Origin of the sequence: Chitinophaga polysaccharea (assembly GCF_007829335.1) — a bacterium.
GTDB classification, from domain to species: Bacteria; Bacteroidota; Bacteroidia; order Chitinophagales; family Chitinophagaceae; genus Chitinophaga; species Chitinophaga polysaccharea_B.
Map to the genome: position 1 here is coordinate 807,118 of NZ_VIWO01000001.1, position 18,938 is coordinate 826,055.

The 18,938-nt window shown below is 47.0% G+C and carries 15 protein-coding genes and 1 tRNA gene; 7 read left to right on the forward strand and 9 right to left on the reverse strand.

All coding sequences use genetic code 11. The features are described from left to right. The first annotated feature begins 20 nt into the window (after window positions 1–20). On the forward strand, window positions 21–590 hold the full coding sequence (locus tag FHW36_RS03470; RefSeq protein WP_145662278.1) for an NUMOD4 domain-containing protein: 570 nt from the start codon (window positions 21–23) through the stop codon (window positions 588–590). A gap of 85 nt (window positions 591–675) precedes the next feature. Here the strand turns inward: FHW36_RS03470 and FHW36_RS03475 are convergent, their stop codons facing one another. Then, on the reverse strand, window positions 676–3,966 hold the full coding sequence (locus FHW36_RS03475; RefSeq protein WP_145662281.1) for an AAA domain-containing protein: 3,291 nt from the start codon (window positions 3,964–3,966) through the stop codon (window positions 676–678). An 87-nt stretch (window positions 3,967–4,053) separates the two neighbouring features. On the opposite strand from FHW36_RS03475, the gene proC reads away from it, so the two are divergent. Next, on the forward strand, window positions 4,054–4,851 hold the full coding sequence (proC, locus tag FHW36_RS03480) for a pyrroline-5-carboxylate reductase (protein ID WP_145662284.1): 798 nt from the start codon (window positions 4,054–4,056) through the stop codon (window positions 4,849–4,851). Here the strand turns inward: proC and FHW36_RS03485 are convergent. From FHW36_RS03485 to FHW36_RS03510, 6 genes are all read right to left on the reverse strand, one after another. After that, complete coding sequence (locus FHW36_RS03485) at window positions 4,848–5,345, reverse strand: SixA phosphatase family protein (protein ID WP_145662287.1); 498 nt, start codon at window positions 5,343–5,345, stop codon at window positions 4,848–4,850. The genes proC and FHW36_RS03485 overlap by 4 nt on opposite strands. A gap of 257 nt (window positions 5,346–5,602) precedes the next feature. Beyond that, window positions 5,603–7,330 (reverse strand): amidophosphoribosyltransferase, encoded by a 1,728-nt coding sequence (locus FHW36_RS03490; protein WP_246121054.1) that lies wholly within the window; start codon window positions 7,328–7,330, stop codon window positions 5,603–5,605. A 277-nt stretch (window positions 7,331–7,607) separates the two neighbouring features. After that, a complete protein-coding gene (locus tag FHW36_RS03495; RefSeq protein WP_186452290.1) occupies window positions 7,608–8,993 on the reverse strand; it encodes a peptidylprolyl isomerase in 1,386 nt (461 codons plus the stop codon). A 174-nt stretch (window positions 8,994–9,167) separates the two neighbouring features. After that, a complete protein-coding gene (gene infB / locus FHW36_RS03500) occupies window positions 9,168–12,938 on the reverse strand; it encodes a translation initiation factor IF-2 (RefSeq protein WP_246121055.1) in 3,771 nt (1,256 codons plus the stop codon). Next, window positions 12,925–14,172 carry a transcription termination factor NusA gene (gene nusA / locus FHW36_RS03505; RefSeq protein ID WP_145662295.1) on the reverse strand — a complete coding sequence of 416 codons (1,248 nt, stop codon included), beginning with the start codon at window positions 14,170–14,172 and terminating at the stop codon, window positions 12,925–12,927. Before nusA ends, infB begins: the two co-directional genes overlap by 14 nt. A gap of 16 nt (window positions 14,173–14,188) precedes the next feature. Then, complete coding sequence (locus tag FHW36_RS03510) at window positions 14,189–14,653, reverse strand: ribosome maturation factor RimP (protein WP_246121056.1); 465 nt, start codon at window positions 14,651–14,653, stop codon at window positions 14,189–14,191. Window positions 14,654–14,819: 166 nt separating this feature from the next. On the opposite strand from FHW36_RS03510, the gene FHW36_RS03515 reads away from it, so the two are divergent. From FHW36_RS03515 to FHW36_RS03525, 3 genes are all read left to right on the forward strand, one after another. Next, entirely contained in the window at window positions 14,820–15,116 is a 297-nt protein-coding gene (locus FHW36_RS03515; RefSeq protein WP_145662300.1) for a DUF2752 domain-containing protein, read from the forward strand. Between the two features lie 10 nt (window positions 15,117–15,126). Continuing rightward, a complete protein-coding gene (locus FHW36_RS03520; protein WP_145662303.1) occupies window positions 15,127–15,477 on the forward strand; it encodes a TM2 domain-containing protein in 351 nt (116 codons plus the stop codon). A gap of 82 nt (window positions 15,478–15,559) precedes the next feature. Beyond that, window positions 15,560–15,802, forward strand: a complete 243-nt coding sequence (locus tag FHW36_RS03525) for a hypothetical protein (protein ID WP_145662307.1) — start codon at window positions 15,560–15,562, stop codon at window positions 15,800–15,802. A gap of 27 nt (window positions 15,803–15,829) precedes the next feature. On the opposite strand, the gene FHW36_RS03530 is transcribed toward FHW36_RS03525, so the two are convergent. Beyond that, a complete protein-coding gene (locus tag FHW36_RS03530) occupies window positions 15,830–16,459 on the reverse strand; it encodes an HAD family hydrolase (RefSeq protein ID WP_145662310.1) in 630 nt (209 codons plus the stop codon). Window positions 16,460–16,590: 131 nt separating this feature from the next. Between FHW36_RS03530 and FHW36_RS03535 the strand changes: the two genes are divergently transcribed. Beyond that, window positions 16,591–16,664: transfer RNA gene (locus FHW36_RS03535), tRNA-Ile, on the forward strand. 134 nt (window positions 16,665–16,798) lie between these two features. After that, entirely contained in the window at window positions 16,799–17,998 is a 1,200-nt protein-coding gene (locus FHW36_RS03540) for a hypothetical protein (protein ID WP_145662313.1), read from the forward strand. 59 nt (window positions 17,999–18,057) lie between these two features. Here FHW36_RS03540 and FHW36_RS03545 read toward each other — a convergent pair whose 3' ends face one another. Continuing rightward, on the reverse strand, window positions 18,058–18,915 hold the full coding sequence (locus FHW36_RS03545) for a hypothetical protein (RefSeq protein ID WP_222428985.1): 858 nt from the start codon (window positions 18,913–18,915) through the stop codon (window positions 18,058–18,060). Window positions 18,916–18,938 lie beyond the last annotated feature (23 nt).

Consider the following 18,938-nt stretch of genomic DNA (forward strand, 5'->3'; position numbering starts at 1 on the left):
AAAATATAAATTGCTTTCACATGACCACAATTAAAAATCTGAAAAACGAAGTCTGGAAAGACTTACAGATTAAAAACAAATCTGCCCTGCGTAAAAAATACGCTGTATCCAACATGGGGAGAGTGATCAGTTATCATGAAAGTACCGAAGATGGCAAGCTGCTCACGGGTTCTACCGTGGAAGGCTATACGGTATTGAACGTAAAGCCAGCCGACAGCTACCAGTCACTCTACCTGCACCGGGAGGTGGCCAAACTTTTCAGTAAAAAAGCAGGACGGTCACATAAATATGTGATCCACCTGGACTACGATAAAAAGAATAACAAAGCATCCAACCTCAAATGGGCCACCAAAGAGGAAATGGAGGAGCATCAGCAAAAAAGCCCTGCCAAGCTGGCCTATAAGGAAAAACAACGTAACCGTATCAAAGGGCTGAAACTGAATGTTTCTAAAGTAAAAAGCATTAAACGCCTGCTGAATAAGCCTGGTAAAAAAACGATGAAGCAAATTGCCGAACAGTTTGATATCAGTGAAATGCAGCTTTACCGCATTAAAAGCGGAGAAAACTGGGCACATGTAACACTGGATTAAAGCCTGGTTAGCCAGGAATGATCATATATGATGTTGTCTGAACAATGGCCATACCTCGTGTATGGCCATTGTTATTTGCGGCATTCTACAGCACTCCCCTGCTCATATCCGCCAACATCCGACGGTAATGCGCACTATCTTTCAATACCGGCTCGTGACCCAGGATAATCACCTGTTTTCGTGCGCGCGACAACGTTACCAGCAGTTTACGGTCTACTTCTATGTGCTCCTCTTCCCAGTTAAACTGCCCCAGGCATTGCAGCGTTTGGACCTGCGCCGCATGATATACCGCCAGCGAAACAATAATAATATCGTTTTCCGATCCCTGGAAACGCTCTACTGTATCTATATTGATGTCTTGTAGGGCATCATCGTCGGCTATCAGCTCCCGGATAAGGCTGATCTGTGTGCGCCAGGGAGTTACCACACCCACGGTATCTTTACTAAAGCCAGCCCCATAGCGGGTTTTCAGGTGCTGTAGCAAGGAGGCCACCCAGCGGGCTTCTGTTTTGTTCATCTTGGAAGTAGCCTCATAGGGGCTGGGTATAAATATTTTTCTCCCGAGAGATAATACCCGCTCCCAGCCTATATTTTCATAGTCGGGTGCTGGATCGAATGCCGCCTGTTGCGCAGTCCTTCCCGACGACAGCTGGCCGGCGTAGTAATGATTTACTAATGCCGCAATGCCATCGTGCATCCTGAAATGGGTATTGAGCATGCCCCAGGCATGCCGCCAATGGTTGGTTTTACAACGTAGTATCAGCCGTTCAAAGATAGATGTACGCAGGTCGCGTATGCCCAGATCCAGCAAGCAGGGAGCTTTCACCTGGCAGAAGTGCTCCTCCTGCGCTACCACAGGGGGCAGCTGATTCTGGTCGCCTATCAGGATAAATTTGCGGAAAGGCATTAACAGCCCGAGGAGCTGAGGCTCCGTTAGCTGAGAGGCTTCATCTACAACCAGGGTATCGGTAGGAATCCCCATCATCACCAGCTGCTCCAGCCGGGTAGCCATGGTAGCCACGGTAGCTACAAATACCCGGTGCCCGGTAATATAACGGCGGGCTTCATCCAAAGAGCCTTCCAGGCAGTATTGTTTCAGGGTAAGCGCCGCCTCTGAACTGCGGCCACCCATACGTAAATGGCCAATGCCTTTAGCGCTGAGCTTATGACAGATTTCCTCTACTGCCTTGTTGGTAAAGGCTACAATAATTACGTAGGTATCCTGCCTAACCATTTCACCTACAATGGTCGTGAGCAGGGAGGAGGTTTTGCCCGTGCCGGGAGGCCCCTGCAACAGGTAATAGTCCTGTGCTTCCAGCGCCTGTTTCACGATCTGTTCCTGGTTAGCATTGAACATTGCCGGGGTGTTGTGTTGTAAAGGATACCAGCGCGGCGTACCCAGGCCCAGCAACATGTTGGCGCGCTCCCGGTACAGAGGGGAAATCATGTAAAACAGGGATGCGGTGGCCGTCCAATAATTAGATTCGTAGATGTCGTGTTCAATAATCCATTCATCAAATTGACGGAAGAAGTCGAGCGTCATTTGCCGGTTATTCAGCGAAAAGGCCAGCTGATCTTTGCCCAGCTCCTCTATCCTGCCCTTTAGCAGCTGTTGCTGCATGGGCTGTAGCTCAGTGCTGGTGCGGGGGTAGATAATAGCGGTATCGCCCTTCCGGAAGTTGTGGCTAACGGGAACGACTATGTCAAACAGCACGGAGCTGTTCACTGTATCAAATTCCCGGAATCTCAGTCCGGGGATGATATTGAAGCGGGATAATTTATCTTTTTCGGGTTGTAGCCATAGTGCGGCGAAGCCGTCGGCATCATCTTCCCGGTTAATTTCCGAAAACATACCACATTTGGCTTGCAGGTATTCCCGGAGCATAAAAGAGAGGAACTCATGGTAGTAGGCTTTATGTACCGGTGGCGCCGTTTGCCAGGCCTGTTCAAAGGCGGTAAAATGGGCGGCGCTGAACGAGGGCAGCCCGATAGCAGCGGCAGTAGTAATGGCCGACAGTATTTCTGCCTCGCCTCCGGCCAGGCGGAGTAACATGGCCACCACTTCATTACGGAGTTGTAGCAGGTCGTTTTCCGTAAGATGGGTACTGGTTACATTTCGCAGCGGAGTGGTGGTAGCAGCTGAATACAGGATGGCTGAACTGCCTTTGCGATGCCGCCCAAAAGTAGATTTCAGCAACAGGTTATACCCTACTACCTGCATTTCATGGTTTTTCCAGGTGTGGTAGTCGGGACACTTGCCGCTTTTCAGCTCAAATATTTCTTTGCGGTATTCGTCGTGATCGTCTTCGGCCATCAGGTCGAGGCGCCCTTGCAGCCCGTACTGAGCAGAAAAAAAGGTAGGCTCTATCCGGACGGGCTGCCCCTGTAACTCTTTTACGGTATTATGCAGATTACCCCAGTGTTGTTGCCGGATATCACGAAACATGTCATTGATCTTTTCACGGCCGTAGGCGGCAGCCTGCAGAACATTTTCGGCGACGGCTTCTACAAAGGAGGTTTTGAAGTCGATGTCTTTGTTTCGCAGCATCTCATCCAGCAGGGCGTTCACGAGATTTCCTTTGAAGGCGGCGGGACTGGACTGCTGCGGGGTGAGTTTTTTTACCAGATAGAGCAGCCGGTTGGCGCCTTTATGGGTAAAGCATTCCGCCAGGTCGCTGATATCTATCAGCAGATCGGGTTCGAGTACTACCTGGCTTTCGGCGGTGGTAGCGTATTCGTGCCCGGAAGCGCCCTGGCGGCAGTGGAGTACATTGATCGTATCGTAAGGGCGTAGCAGCTCCTGCAGGGAGGTGATGGTGGCCGGTTCGAGGAGTTCGAGCAACAGCTGGAAGTCGCCTTGTTCATCGTTTTTGGCCGACAGTAACAGGGTATATTTTCCCTGGGCAGTGGTGGTGAGCGATCCCACCGCCGTGACCATACACTTTACCAGGGCGAGGCTGCTGGCGCGATGGTGCCAGGCCAGCGATAGCTTATGTACGCCGGCGGAAGCATAAATGGTGGTGAGTTCGTCTGGAGGCGGCACCTGGTAGCACCAGGCCACCGATTCGGTGAGTGCCTTGATGCAAAGCACATGTTCTGCCTCCTGGAGGGGGAACATGCCCCGTGTAGCCTTATTCGTTAGTATGCGCAGGGCAGTCAGCTGCTGATGGATATCCGGGGGAACCACCTGCCGGTCGAAAAAGAACTGCATGCGGGCAAACAGGTTACCGAAAGTGCGGGTTTCTTTCCGGGTTAACTCCCGGAAGAGGATTTCCAGGATCTGTTTGTAATGACGGACTTTGTCCTCCGTATTTTGAATGCTGTGTACTTCCTTTATCCGGGCGTAAAACGCGGCTGCTGTTTGTAATGCCTGCATATCTGCAAGTTAAGGAATTCGTTGCCGTTTGCATGGATGCGGCTTTTGTTATACCTTTCTCAGGATTTATAGTGTAAACATTTTTTTATGTCAGCCAAGAAAATAGCCATTATAGGTGGAGGAAACCTGGGATCGGCCATTGCCCAAGGATTGCTGAAGAGCGGTTTTTCGAAGGCCGCAGATATTACGGTTACCAAGCGTAACACCAGTACGCTGGCAGCCTTAAAGGATGCAGGAGTGAGGATAGAGACCGACAATGATATAGCGATCCGCGAAGCGGAAGTGATTGTAGTGGCGTTGAAACCCTACAATGTGAGGGAGGTATTGCAGGAATTTAAAGCGTCTTTTGACCCGTCCCGCCATATATTAATCAGTGTGGTTACCGGTGTTAGTATAGATGACCTGGAACATGTATTGCCAGGGATGCCGGTGGTAAGAGCGATGCCTAATACAGCTATTGCCATCCAGGAATCTATTACCTGTATTGCCCACAAGCATGCTACGGAAGAACAGATGCGCTATGTAAAGACGATGTTTGACCAGTTAGGGGCTTCTGTGAGTATTGATGAAAAGCTGATGGATGCCGCTACTGTATTGGGAGCCTGTGGTATCGCCTATGCGCTGCGTTATATCCGTGCCAATATCCAGGGAGGTATTGAAATTGGTTTTGATGCACGTACGGCCAGCCTGATAGCGGCGCAAACCGTGAAGGGAGCAGCAGAGTTACTGATCCGGGAGAACCGTCATCCGGAGGAAGAAATTGATAAGGTAACGACGCCTAAAGGATGTACCATTGCCGGGCTCAATGAAATGGAGCACCAGGGCTTCAGTTCTTCCCTGATCAAGGGGATAACCGCTTCCTATAATAAAATTGTGAAGGACTAATCGTCTTTTCGCGGGTATTCAAAGAAAAGGAACTTTTTCCTGGCCATGTCAAAGTCTTTCCAGCTTTGAGTATCCGCCTGTATGCCAAAAATACCCGTAGTTGGTACGTTATCTATCCTGATTTCTTCTGTCAGGTAATTGGCAAAATCAGTAATACCGGGGTTATGGGCAAAGATGGCGACGGCGCCAAAGTCATCATCAATTTTGGTGATTACTTTGAGGAAAGTGGCTGCATAGCAGAGATAAAGCTCTTCTTCCAATAAAATAGCCTGTTTAGGATATTTCCATTCACTGGCCATCATTTTGGCGGTTGTTCGGGCCCTTTTGGCCGGGCTGGAAATGATCAGTTCCGGTACCATTCCCCGCGAAACCAGTCGCTGCGCCATTTCCGGTGCATTTTGTTTGCCCCGTTTATTGAGCGGCCGATCAAAATCATCCATGTCCGGATCATTCCAGCTGGATTTAGCATGACGTATGAGCAGTAATGTTTTCATGGGCTGAAAACCAATAGTTAACTGAGACGAAAATACAGATTTTACAGGAAGTTAGCTTCTTAGAATTATACTGTCAGCCACCATAGCGTTATTTAAGATAAAATTAACATGGGAAGAAAAGGTTATTTGATGGAGGTTGACAGCAAAAAGCGTAAAGCAAAAAGCCATTGAAGCAAATGCCAAATGCGATTTTAATATTCGCAATAATCATCTGCTTCAATGGCTTTTTGCCTTTACGTTTTAAGCCTTGGGCGCTATTAGTATCCTCTTTCGTTTTTACCTTCCATATAGTTCATGAAGGCTTTATTTACTACGCGATTGCCTCCCGGGGTAGGGTAATTACCGGTAAAGTACCAGTCGCCCAGGTTATTGGGGCAGGCAGCGTGTAAACTTTCGATAGATTGATAAATAACTTCCACTTCGGCACCAATACCTTTCGGTGTGAGGATTTCTGCAATTTTTGCTGAAATCTGCTCTGGAGTAAAGGGTTTATAAATATTTTTTACTACGTTCTGGGCATGCAGGGTGTTGGTACGCGCCAGTTCTTTACAGAGGCCGTAGGCTTCCTGCAGGATATGTTCTTTGCCATGATCTTTCAGGAGGGCAATGGCTGCCTGGAAAGCCACGAAATCGCCCATTTTGCTCATATCGATACCATAGCAGTCGGGGTAACGGATCTGCGGAGCAGAGGATACCACGATGATTTTTTTAGGGCCTAAGCGGTCCAGCATCTTGATGATACTTTCCTTGAGGGTGGTACCACGAACAATAGAGTCGTCAATAACCACGAGGGTATCGATACCGGGTCTTACCTTACCGTAGGTGATGTCGTACACGTGTTGTACCATTTCATTACGGCTGGAATCTTCGGTGATGAAAGTTCTCATTTTCACATCCTTAGTCGCTATTTTATCGATACGGATGCGGCGGTTGACCATTTCGCTGAGTTTTTCCTCATCATAATCATTTCCCCAGGAAAGGATACGTTCTACTTTTATCTTATTCAGATACGCTTCTAATCCCTTTACCAGGCCATAGAAGGCTACTTCGGCGGTATTGGGGATAAAGGAGAAGATGGTATTGCGGAGGTCATTATCGATGGCTTTCAAAACGGTGCCAGATAAGTGACGGCCGAGATCTGTACGTTCCCGGTATATTTTTTCGTCGTTCCCGCGGGAGAAGTAAATCCTTTCGAAGCTGCAGGCTTTACGTTCTTTGGGTTCGAGGATCTGTTCAATGGAGTAGTCGCCGTTATTTTTAACGATAAGGGCATTTCCTGGCATCAGTTCCAGCACTTCATTTTCGCCAACGTTGAAGGTAGTACGGATCGCAGCTCTTTCAGAGGCGGCTACAATCACGTCGTCGTTGATATAGTAATAGGAAGGGCGGATACCATGGGGATCGCGGATCACGAAGGCATCGCCGGAGCCGATGAGGCCACAGGTATGGTAACCGCCATCGAACATGGAAAAGGCCTGTTGAAGGATTTTTCTAACGTCGAGTTCTTTTGTACCGTCGCTGTCTTCCTTTGCCAGGAAATGGTGTACCACTTCCAGCATAGCGGCGAGGTCACTGTTTTTGTGCACATCACCAGGCTCAGCTTTGGAGAATGCAAACAGTTCGTCGGTGTTGATCAGGTTAAAGTTACCCGCCATGGTGAGGTTGCGGGCGGGGATGGTATTGTAGCGAACGAAAGGATGGCAGAGTTCCACGTTGTTCTTACCCTGGGTAGCATAGCGGATATGTCCCATCATCAGTTCTCCGAGGAAGCGTACATGTCCTTTCATCAGGCCGGGGTATTTGGTGATTTCCGGCTGATATTTTTCTATTTCCTGTATCTCATCGCGTATTTTGGCAAACACATCGCCTATGGCCTGCGGCGCCGCGCTACGGATGCGGTGCATAAAAGGTACACCGGGTTCGGTGTTCAGTTTTACGGTAGCCACCCCAGCGCCATCCTGGCCTCTGTTGTGTTGTTTTTCCATGAGCAGGTATAGTTTGTTCAGCCCATAAAAAACGCTCCCATATTTTTGTTGGTAGTAGGAAAATGGTTTTCTTAATCTTATAAATGCCAGACCGCATTCATGTTTGATCGCATCACTCATGGCAGAAAATTGAAGTCGCAAAGGTACGCCAAAAAAGGAGAAAACCAGAAAGCTATAAGGATTTAGCCATCGGGCTAAAATCAGAAAGCGGAGATAAAAGTTTTTCGCTCTTATCTCCGCTTTACTAATTGCTCATAGCCAGGGGCTAAAAGAGCTTTTATTGTTTGGCCAGTGACGACATCCACTGGCTGATTCGATTACAGTTTTTGTACTCATCGTCAACGTGTACATAGAACGTTGGGATCTTTTCTGTGAGCCATTTGTTGATAGCTTCGGCGCGTTTGATATCGAGGGTACGTTGCTGGATACGGGAATAGTCATCAGTCAGATTTTCCCGGTGTGGCTGCGTACGGGTTTTCAGGTACACGATACGAACGGAGGTACGGCCATTTTCATCGGTAAACTGCACTGGTGCTGATATTTGTCCTGGTTTCAGGGTATCGAGCATCATTACGATATCTTTTTCGCTTGGATCGTCGAGCTGGTCAATAGTGATCAGGGTGCTACCATCGCCGGTTTTGGACTGGAGCATACCGCCATCGAATTTCGCGGAGGGAGCATCGCTGTACTTCGCTACGGCTTCGGAGAAGGTATATTTATTGGCCAGGATACCACTGCGGATGGAGTCCAGCTTGGCGATATTAGCTGCCAGGTCGGATTTAGTTACCGCGGCGCGTAATACGATATGTTGTACAGTTACGTTATCACCGGAGCGCTTCACCATCTGGATAAGGTGATATCCAAACTGGGTTTTTACCGGGGAGGAAATTTCACCTTCTTTCAAACGGAAGGAAGCGGCCACGAACTCAGGATCGTAGGTGGTTTTATCGTTACGGTTTAATACATATACGCCTTTATTATCTTTCACGCCTGGATCTTCGGAGTATAAGAGGGCAAGGGAACCGAAGTCGGATTCTTTATTCAGTACGCGTTTTTTGAAATCGAGAAGACGGTCAATGGCGTATTGGTCCATTTCGCGGGTAGCTTTGGGCTGCAGCACGAGGGTACCGATTTCCATTTCAGACTCATAGAACTTGAGACTGTCTTTCGGGATGGCGTCGAAGAAGCGTTTTACTTCTGACGGCGTCACTTTTACCGGTTCAATGATTTTATTACGCATGGCCTGGGCCAGTAATCCTTCTTTAATAGGTGTGCGGAAGCGTTCGCGCAGCTGGTAGATGGAGTAGCCGGTAATTTCTTTCATTTTTTCCTTGCTACCGTACATTGATTCGAAGTAACGGATACGGTTTTCCATTTGGGCTTCTACGTCGCCATCGCTTACGGGTAAGCTATCTCTTTCCGCCTGTAGCACCATTACTTTCTGGGAAATCAGCATTTCCAGGGTTTTGCAGGCAGCATCGGACTTCAGGATTCCATCGGGGGAATTGTGTTGCTGATCGGCGAGAGCGCCGTCCATATCGGATTTGAGGATGATCTTATCCCCTACTACACCGATAATCTTATCTGCCACAAGTTTTTGCTGGGCCGTAGATGCTTGCCATAGCAGTAAAGCACCTGCGGATAATGCTAAAAGTTTCTTCATACAAAAACGGTAAAAATCAAAAATAACCATTTAAAGGTCAGTAGCATAGGGAATGTCGACGGATTTAACAAAAGTTTAGATGAATCCCCGGTGGGGATAGAAACGGCAAAGGCGCCAAGGATATTATGATATAATGTAATCCTTAACGCCTTTGTGTTTTTTTGTGAGATATTATTAGAGAGTTCTCTTTACTTCTACTTCTTCGAAACCTTCGATGTTGTCGTTAGGTCTGAGGTCGCTATAGCCACGAACGCTCAATCCGCACTCCATGTTGGCGGCTACTTCCTTCACGTCGTCTTTATAACGTTTCAGGGAGCCGAGTTCGCCGGTAAATACCACGATACCATCGCGTACCACATTGATACGGGTGTTCCTGGTCAACTTGCCATCGACCACGAAGCAACCAGCCACTGTAACCTTTTCGAATTTGTAGGTTTCGCGCACCTGAACGTTGCACACCACTTTCTTTTCGATTTTTGGTTCCAGCATCCCTTCCATGGCGCTCTTGATTTCGTCGATTGCGTCATAGATGATGGAGTAGTTACGGATTTCGATGTTTTCTTTCTCTGCTAGTTTAGCTGCCTGAGAAGAAGGACGTACCTGGAATCCGAGGATGATGGCATCAGAAGCGGTAGCCAGCAATACATCGGATTCGGTGATCTGACCTACTGCTTTGTGAACGATACTGATAACGATTTCTTCGGTAGACAGTTTCTGGAGGGAGTCGCTCAATGCTTCTACGGAACCATCAAAGTCGGCTTTGATGATGAGGTTCAGCTGTTTGAAGTTACCCAGTGCCAGACGGCGACCGATTTCATCCAGGGTGATATGTTTCTTGGTACGGATACCTTGTTCGCGAACGATCTGGGCTCTGCGGTTGGCCACTTCTTTCGCTTCAGATTCGTCGGTATACATCTTGAATTTCTCACCAGCCTGAGGGGCGCCGTTTAAGCCGAGCACCTGTACTGGCATAGAAGGACCTGCTTCATCCATTTTCTGGCCACGTTCGTTGAACATAGCTTTGATTTTACCGAAGAAGGAGCCGGATACGATGGTATCGCCCTGACGGAGGGTACCATTTTGTACCAGCAGGGAGGCCACATAACCGCGACCTTTGTCCAGCGTAGCTTCCACTATACTACCGGAGGCTTCACGGTCTGGATTGGCTTTCAATTCCAGCAGTTCTGCTTCCAGCAATATTTTTTCGAGGAGCACGTCGATATTCAAGCCGCTTTTGGCGGATATTTCCTGGCTTTGGTATTTACCGCCCCAGTCTTCCACCAGGAGGTTCATGCCGGCCAGTTGTTCTTTAATTTTTTCCGGGTTGGAGCCTTCTTTATCCACTTTGTTGATCGCGAATACCATTGGCAGGCCAGCCGCTTGTGAGTGGGAGATCGCTTCACGGGTTTGAGGCATGATAGCGTCATCAGCTGCGATTACGATAACAGCGATATCAGCTGCTTTAGCACCACGGGCACGCATCGCGGTAAACGCTTCGTGACCGGGGGTATCCAGGAAGGTAATTTTCTTACCACTGGCAGTAGTTACCTGGTAAGCACCGATGTGCTGGGTAATACCACCGGCTTCACCGGCTACCACATTTGCGTTACGGATGTAATCGAGGAGGGAGGTTTTACCATGGTCAACGTGACCCATGATGGTAACGATTGGTGCGCGAGGCAGCAGATCTGCGGGATCATCTACTTCGTCTTCCTCATCGTTTTCCTCTGCATCTTCCAGACCAATGAATTCCACTTCGTATCCGAATTCGCCGGCAACCAGTTCTATTACTTCCGCGTCGAGGCGTTGGTTGATAGATACCATGATACCGAGGCCCATACATTTTGAGATTACTTCGGCGAAGCTTACATCCATCAGGTTAGCCAGTTCAGAAACGGAAACGAACTCAGTTACCTGGAGTTTGTTGTCTGCGCCTCCTTCTTTCTCCTTGAGGTTTGCTCTTTCTTCGCGTTTTTCTCTACGATGTTTTGCCTTCACGTTCTTACCGCGACCAACGCTGAGTTTGGCCATGGTTTCCTTGATCTTATTCTGGATCTCGTTCTTATCAATTTCTTTTTCTTCGGTAGTGCGTTTATCGTCACCGCGATGTTGGCCGGGTCTGTTGAAGTTACCACCTTGTCCTGGCCGGTTAAAGTTACCGCCCTGACCGGGTCTGTTGCCTCCACCCTGGTGTCCGCCTTGTCCGGAGCGGTTATATCCGCCGCCTTGACCGGGAGGCCTGTTACCACCACCTTGTCCACCTTGACCAGCGGGTCTGTTATAGCCACCTTGTCCGCCCTGACCTTGTCCGGCAGGTCTGTTGTAGCCGCCACCGGTTCCGGTGTTGGTGCCACCTGGACGGTTGCGGTTATCGCCTTGCGGGCGGTTGCCGCCCTGGTGTCCACCGCGGTTATCGCCATGGTGGGGGCGATTGCCGCCTTGTCCGCCATGTTGATGAGGACGGTGTTCGCCTGGGGCGCCGCCTTCTTTGCGGTCACCTTCTTTAAAGTCTTTAGGCTGAACGGGTTCAGGTTTCTTTTCTACGATGATACGCTTGCGTTTGCGTTTCTCGTCCCTGTTAAAGTTGCTTTTATTGTTATCGCGTCTGTCAGACTGCACTGGCAGTTCGATTTTACCGATTACTTTCGGGCCGGTTAATTTTTCGGCCTGGATGTTTTCGATTACTGCGGGACCAGCATCTTCCTGGGCCTGAGGGGCGGCAGGAGGAGGTGTTGGTATGTTTTCGGCAGTATTATCGGGTTTGCGATTTTCCGATTTTACGACTTGCTTAACAGGAATGTGCGCCGGTTCTTTGGCTGCAGCCGGTTTAGCCTCTTGTAATACTTCTTCCACTTTTTTAACTACAGGTTTATCTTCAACCGGTGCGGCTTTCTCCGTTTTTTCTGTCGTATCGGTCTTATCTGTTTTCGCTACTTTGTCAGCCGGAGTAGTGGTTTCGCCTTTAGGGGCTTGTTCCGTTTTATCGGCTTTCTCAACTGGTTTTTCAGTTGGTGCAGCAGTTGCTTCCGGGGCAGGAGCTGGTTTGGGTTCCGGTTGTTTTTCCGCAGCTGGAGCAGGAGTTACCGGTTTTTCTTCTTTCACCGGAGGTTTTACTGCTTCAGGAGTGGGGGCCGGAGCCTTGTCCTGTTCGGTTTTTTGGGCAACTGGTTTTTTGCGGTTCAGGGCATCCAGGTCGATGGTTGTAATTACTTTAGGGCCGTTGATTTTCGGCGTTTCTGCTTTTACAACTTCTGGTTCTGCCGGAGGTGGCGTTACCGGGGCTTTAGGAACTTCCGCAACAGGGGGAGCTGTAACAGCGGTTGGTTCTGGCTTAGGTTCAGCTTTTTCCTTTGCGGGAGGCGGAGGTGTTACCGGGGTAACGTTCGCCTGTGGTGTTGGTTCCGGTTTAGGGGTTTCCTTTACTGGTTCCGGTTGAGGTGTTGGTTTAGCTTCCTGTTTGGGAGCTTCTGCTACCGGGGCAGCAGGTGTTGCCTCATTTTCTTTAGTGGTATTCTTTTTAGCCGCCGCTTCCGCTTCCTCCTTTTCTTTCTTCTTCATCGTTTCTAACACGCTTCCTTTGGGCAGGGCTATCTGGTCGCTTTTGCGCTTATTAGCCTTGTCCTGCTGGAATTCCGACTGCAGTGCTGCGTACATAACAGCCGTAAGGCGGGCATTGGGAGAACCAAAGCCACCCATGTCGAAGCCTTTATTGCCAAGGAAATCGATGAGGGTTTCCTTACCAATATTAAACTCTTTGGCTGCAGCCAGCAATCGTGGTGTGTTGTTTGTTGTTTCAGGCATATCGTATTTCGGGCCTCCCCTGTTTCCCGTTTCTTCAAAACGGGATGTTTTTTTACGTTTAAACAATAACTCGAAAAAATCAATTCCCTTTCTAATAAGGCCTTTACCTGGGAAGGGTTGTGGCTCGGCTTTATTCTTTGTCAAACTCTTCCTGTAATATTCTTCTTACATCCTGCACTGTCTCTTCTTCCAGATCAGACCGGCGAACCAGTTCTTCGACTGTCAGCTCCAATACGCTGCGGGCAGTGTCACAACCTATTCGCTTCAGTTCATCTATTATCCATTCTTCGATTTCATCCGAGAATTCTTCCAGATCGATATCAAATTCAGACTGTTCCTGTGCTTCGTCACGGAATACATCAATCTCATAACCAGTCAGTTCGCATGCCAGCTTAATGTTTACGCCTTTTTTACCGATGGCCAGTGATACCTGGTCAGGGTTGAGGTAAACGGAAGCATATTTATTTTCGTTATCTACTTCCATGCGGCTGATTCTGGCGGGAGTCAGGGAGCGTTGGATCAACAGCTGAATGTTGGTCGTATAGTTGATGATATCAATATTTTCATTTCTCAGTTCGCGTACGATACCGTGAATGCGGCTACCTTTCATACCTACGCAGGCACCTACCGGGTCGATACGGTCGTCGTAGGATTCTACGGCAACTTTGGCTCTTTCACCGGGTTCGCGAACAATTTTCTTGATAACAATAAGCCCGTCAAAGATCTCAGGCACCTCAATTTCCAGCAATTTAGCCAGGAAGGATGGATGTGTGCGGGAAAGAATGATGAGTGGCGCGTTGTTCTTCATTTCTACTTTCTTCACCACCGCTCTTACGTTCTCTCCTTTCTTGAAATAATCTGTGGGGATTTGTTCAGATTTAGGCAAAATTAACTCATTCCCTTCATCATCAAGCAATAAAACTTCTTTTTTCCAAACCTGGTATACTTCCCCGTTCACAATTTCGCCTGCTTTATCGGCATATTTCTTCACCAGGATGTTCTTTTTCAAATCGCCGATACGGGCGGATAAAGTCTGCTTAGCAGCCAGGATGGCCCGGCGACCGAAGTCCATGATCTCTACTTCTTCATATAAATCTTCACCCACCTGGTAATCCGGTTCTACGAGAATAGCTTCAGAATAGGCGATTTGTGCGTTATCATCTTCTACTTCCCCATCATTAACGATGGTTCGACGGCGTAATATTTCAAGGTCACCTTTTTCGGTATTTACAATCACGTCAAAATTCTCATCTGAGCCATATTTTTTCCGCAGCAATGTTTTGAACACATCTTCGAGGACCTTCATCAATGTAGGACGGTCAATGTTTTCCGCCTCCTTGAACTCGGTAAATGACTCAATCAAGTTAATACTAGCCATGTTTAGTTGTTATATTTTAAAACACGATGCACACCTTTGTGTGCTTTATTTCATTAAGTTTTAAATCTGTTGATTTCTTTTCTTTCTTTTTGCCTACCAGCTCTTCAATGTTGATTGCCTCTTCAGTTACCGCCAGCAGGGTACCTTCCTTTACGGAACCATCGAGGAGGGTTACTTCCACCTTACGGCCAATATTTTTAAGGTATTGTCTGTGCAGTTTGAGCGGTTCATCCAGGCCCGGAGACGATACTTCCAGAGAGAAATCGTTGTTAGGGAACAGTTCAGCCGCTTCCAGCAAGGGATATAACTGACGGTTGAATGAAACCAGCGTAGCCACCGGTACACCTTTGTCGCCGTCCAGAAAGAGCTTTATATTGTTAGTGGGCTTAATCCTGATGTCTACCAAAAAATTGTCGGGATCATTAACCAGCAGTCCTTCTGCTATTTCCCGGATCGTTTTTATCACGTGTTCGTTTGCCATACAAAAAGCGCGAAGGGGACAATATCTCGTCCCCTTCGTTTGAATCATTTTTCCTCACACAAAATTATGATTTTATTTTGATTGAAAAACTATTTCTTTAACTTGTATGTAAATATTTGCATGAGACGCGCTGCCATCATTCATATGTATTTTTAAAATATCTGACGTGCGAACCACTTTCTGGCAAAAAATTAACATAGAGTTGATGGCGTGGCCACTGGGTCTGATCCTATTATATATGATGAAACCCGACCAAAAGTCAGAGAGCCTATGTTTGTTAAAGCGGGCAGGCATTCCCTTCTGCCCGGGTTGTGGCCTGGGACACGGCATCCATTATTTCCTGCACGGCCAATGGGATACTGCTATCCGGCATCACTGGCTATCGCCGCTGGTAGTAGTGGTACTACTATATAGAATCATACAATTAGCCCGATTACAATATACAGACCTTAAACAATTATAAACCTACCGCTATGAGCGATTTTTCATTTGCCATGCTCCCGGGAATAGAAACCGAAGAGATGCTATGGCTCCAGGAACTTACCAAAGGTTACTCATCAGAGAATAAACAACGGTTCCTGGCTGTTTACCAAAGCAGGCGTAAAGACCCGCAAACGATCCTGATCTGCAGCCTGATCGGATTTCTGGGCCCCGCAGGCATACAACGCTTCCTGCTCAACCAGATTGCCATGGGGATCATCTACCTGATCACCCTGGGCTTTTGCTTTGTAGGCACCATCATTGATGCTGTCAATTACCGTAAAATGACCTGGGAATTCAACAAAAAAGAAGCCCTGGCATCCGCAGCACTACTGGGCATCTAACCAGCATGGAAAGTTAAAAAAAACTTAAAATGAGGTGATTTTCAAGGCCGCGGAAAGTATATTCCGCTAACTTCGCATCATTATGTTGAAATTTTTCTTTTCCATATTTATTGCCTGGCTGCTGTATAAACTGGTATTTGACCTGCTCATACCAGGATATAAAGTAACCAAACAGGTGCGCAGACAAATGAGTGATATGCAGGAACATATGCGTCAGCAGTATGAAAGCCAGCAAACCGGCACTCAGCAGTCATCTGCTCCTAACCCTCCCCCACCAAAGAAAGTGGATAAAGGAGATTATCTTGATTTTGAAGAAATAAAATAAGAAAAGGCCGGTGACACACCGGCCTTTTTATACCGCACTCTTAGGACGGAAAATATCCATGATCGTTTTGGGTGACTGCAAATGAATGGTCTGCAAGCCCACCGCCTTAGCCCCTTCGATGTTGGGCAACGTATCATCAATAAATAAAGTCTCCTCTGCCACCAGCCCATTTTCATCCAGCACCACCTGGTAACATTCCTTATCCGGCTTACGATAGCCCATGACATGAGAGTAATAAGCCCGGTCGAAGAAACCGCCCAGCGATGGAATCCCCCTGGTCTCCTGCAAGATCCGGTTGAACGCCTCCAGATGAATGGCATTGGTATTACTCAATAAATAAAGGTTATAATGCTGCCGTAACTGCTGCAGAAGCTGTAACCGCTGCAATGGAAAGTCGAGCAGCATGGCATTCCAGGCTGCAACGATCTGCTGGTCGGTTACCGTTGCCGGCACGTGCTGGTGCATTTTCGCCAGGAATTCTTCCGTAGTTACATGCCCCGTTTCCAGGGAATTGAATAAATCGGAACCGTGAAATTGTGAATAAAGAGAGTTAAAATCGTTTACTCCCAATGCCTCAAAAGCCGTCCTGGTAAGCTGATAATTGATATTCAGGATAACGCCTCCCAGGTCGAAAATGATATTTTTAATGCCTTGCATATGATCAGAAATAGGGCCCAAATTTATTAAAGTATAGGCGTAAGCGTTGGAAGAAAAAAATAATTTAGGATTTTTCAATAAAATAATTACTTTTGCCGTCCCTTGAAAAAGGGAATTTGTTCTTCGGAACAGGTCCTATAGCTCAGTTGGTTAGAGCACCTGACTCATAATCAGGGGGTCCCAGGATCATGCCCTGGTGGGACCACGCAACTAGAAAGGCTTTCAGCGGATTGACGCGGAAAGCCTTTTTTCATTTGATACATGTTTTGATACACCATATCAACTACAAGGATATTTTGTATCTTCATCCATAATTGTATAACCTATATCTCCTTATTTATGAAATCACTATTTGTAACCCTTCTCTTCTTGTTTGCATGTATTACAGTAATCGCCCAAAATGCCTTGCCGGCCGCCAATGGATATATAGGTATAGGTACTGCTGCTCCGACAAGTCGGCTTCATGTATTGGATAACAACCGGAATTACTATGTAGATAGAGGAATTCCGGGAATATCTGACGATAACATTACCGAAAACTATATTTTATTGCATGTAATGTATATCGGGACTATTTTGCCTACCGACTACCATGTAATGGGGCGATTTAGTGCGGTAAGGGGCAGTTCAGTGGGATCGAACCGGAAATGGATCGTTGATGTAAATACGGCTTCTGCCTATAATAGGAATATTGGCAGCCTGGTTTCTTTTAGCGATCGCGCATCATTGGTGACTTTAACCTATAACTCAGTTGCATATTTGGCAGTTTCAATTCCTAAAATGTCTACCCTTTATAATTTTTCCTTTACTGGGTATGCTCAAAACGATTCATTTAGAATAGTGCGGGGGAGTGAAGTTACGGATGTAAATACTTTTAATGCTACTGAAGAAATTGGAATACAAGGTGCGGTGGTCATAAAAAATGCGGCCACATCTAACCGACTGGTACTCTCGGGAATTGACTCTACTTATTCTAATATAATCGCAGTTACGCATACGGCCATTCCCAACTCTCAACTGTATATCGGAAACGCAACATCTTCCTACCCCGTTATTACACAACGAAACGCCAATATCATCGAGAGTTACCGGGATCTCCATATTGGCGCCGCCAATAGTGGAAAAATTATTTTTGAGAACGGAAGAAATGGCACTACCATAGGCTCATCTATGGTCATTGCTAACAACAAAAATGTTGGAATTGGCGTGGATAACCCAGCCTACAAGCTTACAGTGGATGGAACTATTGGAGCAAGACGGGTAAAGGTTACCCAGGAACAATGGGCCGATTACGTTTTTCATCCGAATTACAAACTCCCCGCATTGGCCACAGTATCGCAGTTTATTAAAGACAATAAACACCTGCCTGATATTCCATCTGAAAAAGAAGTAAAAGAAAGAGGTGTTGACCTGGGAGAAATGAACAAATTGTATCTCCAGAAAATAGAAGAGCTAACACTTTACATTATCGACTTGCAGCGGCAGGTAGATGCATTGAAAGAGAATACTGCTAAGTTCATGAAGGAAAACAATCAATAATCCTCCGCTCAAATATTGTCCAGTGCTCATGTGAGTGCTGGACGATGCTTCACTAACAATTAGCGCATAGCCGTAATCGTCATCCGCTCCCCTGTCACCAAATAAATAATTTCTTCTATCTTCTTATCCATATCCGCCTTGTTTAAAAACGGGTACTTCCTTCGAATTGCCTCAATTACGCCGAGCTCTTTCAATAGCGATATTTTATCAAAAGGCATATTGGCTTCTTCTTGGCCACGTGCATTCTTTTTCAATAGCTGTATATACTCCCCATACATAACCCCCTGTGCATATAGGTACAGCTCTATTATTTTTTTCCTTTTGGGGGCAATAACAGGCATGCCGTGGGCGCTGAAATCGGTGAGCCCTTTCAGGAATACCAATGCAAACTGAGTGTTTAGACGCCTCCTGTTATCACAAGATACTTTTCTCTTCAACATAACGAGCATTTCATTTACGGACGCCAGCATTGTATTGACAGGTGTTTTGCTCTCGCCGATCAGTTCCAGCTCTTGCTGTATTTTCTGTTTAAGTCGAGCATCGGCCTGAAGAAACCGGGAGATGATATAGTTGTTGAAAGTAGCGTAGTGTGCAGGACCAGGTTTGATGCTGAAGGTATAATGCTCTTTTTCGAAGAAGAAAGTCTTTTGTAATGATTTACTGTTCTTTCGCTCCATGCGCAACAAATTTTCAAATTGCTGCAGGTGATCTTCCGAGAAAAAGGTAAACAAGTTTGTTTCGAAGTCCGGAAGTGTGAACGGTAGGATATTAAAATGATCATCGTAGAATTTAAGCCTGTCTCCATATTTGTCAATGCTATAGAATTTTAGAAATAGCTCATTTATTTCGGGTTGTGTATAAATCATGGTGGTATCATTTACATGCCGCTGAGGGTAGAAAGCGCCGGTATACTGCATACCGGCGCTTCCGGTAAAAGACA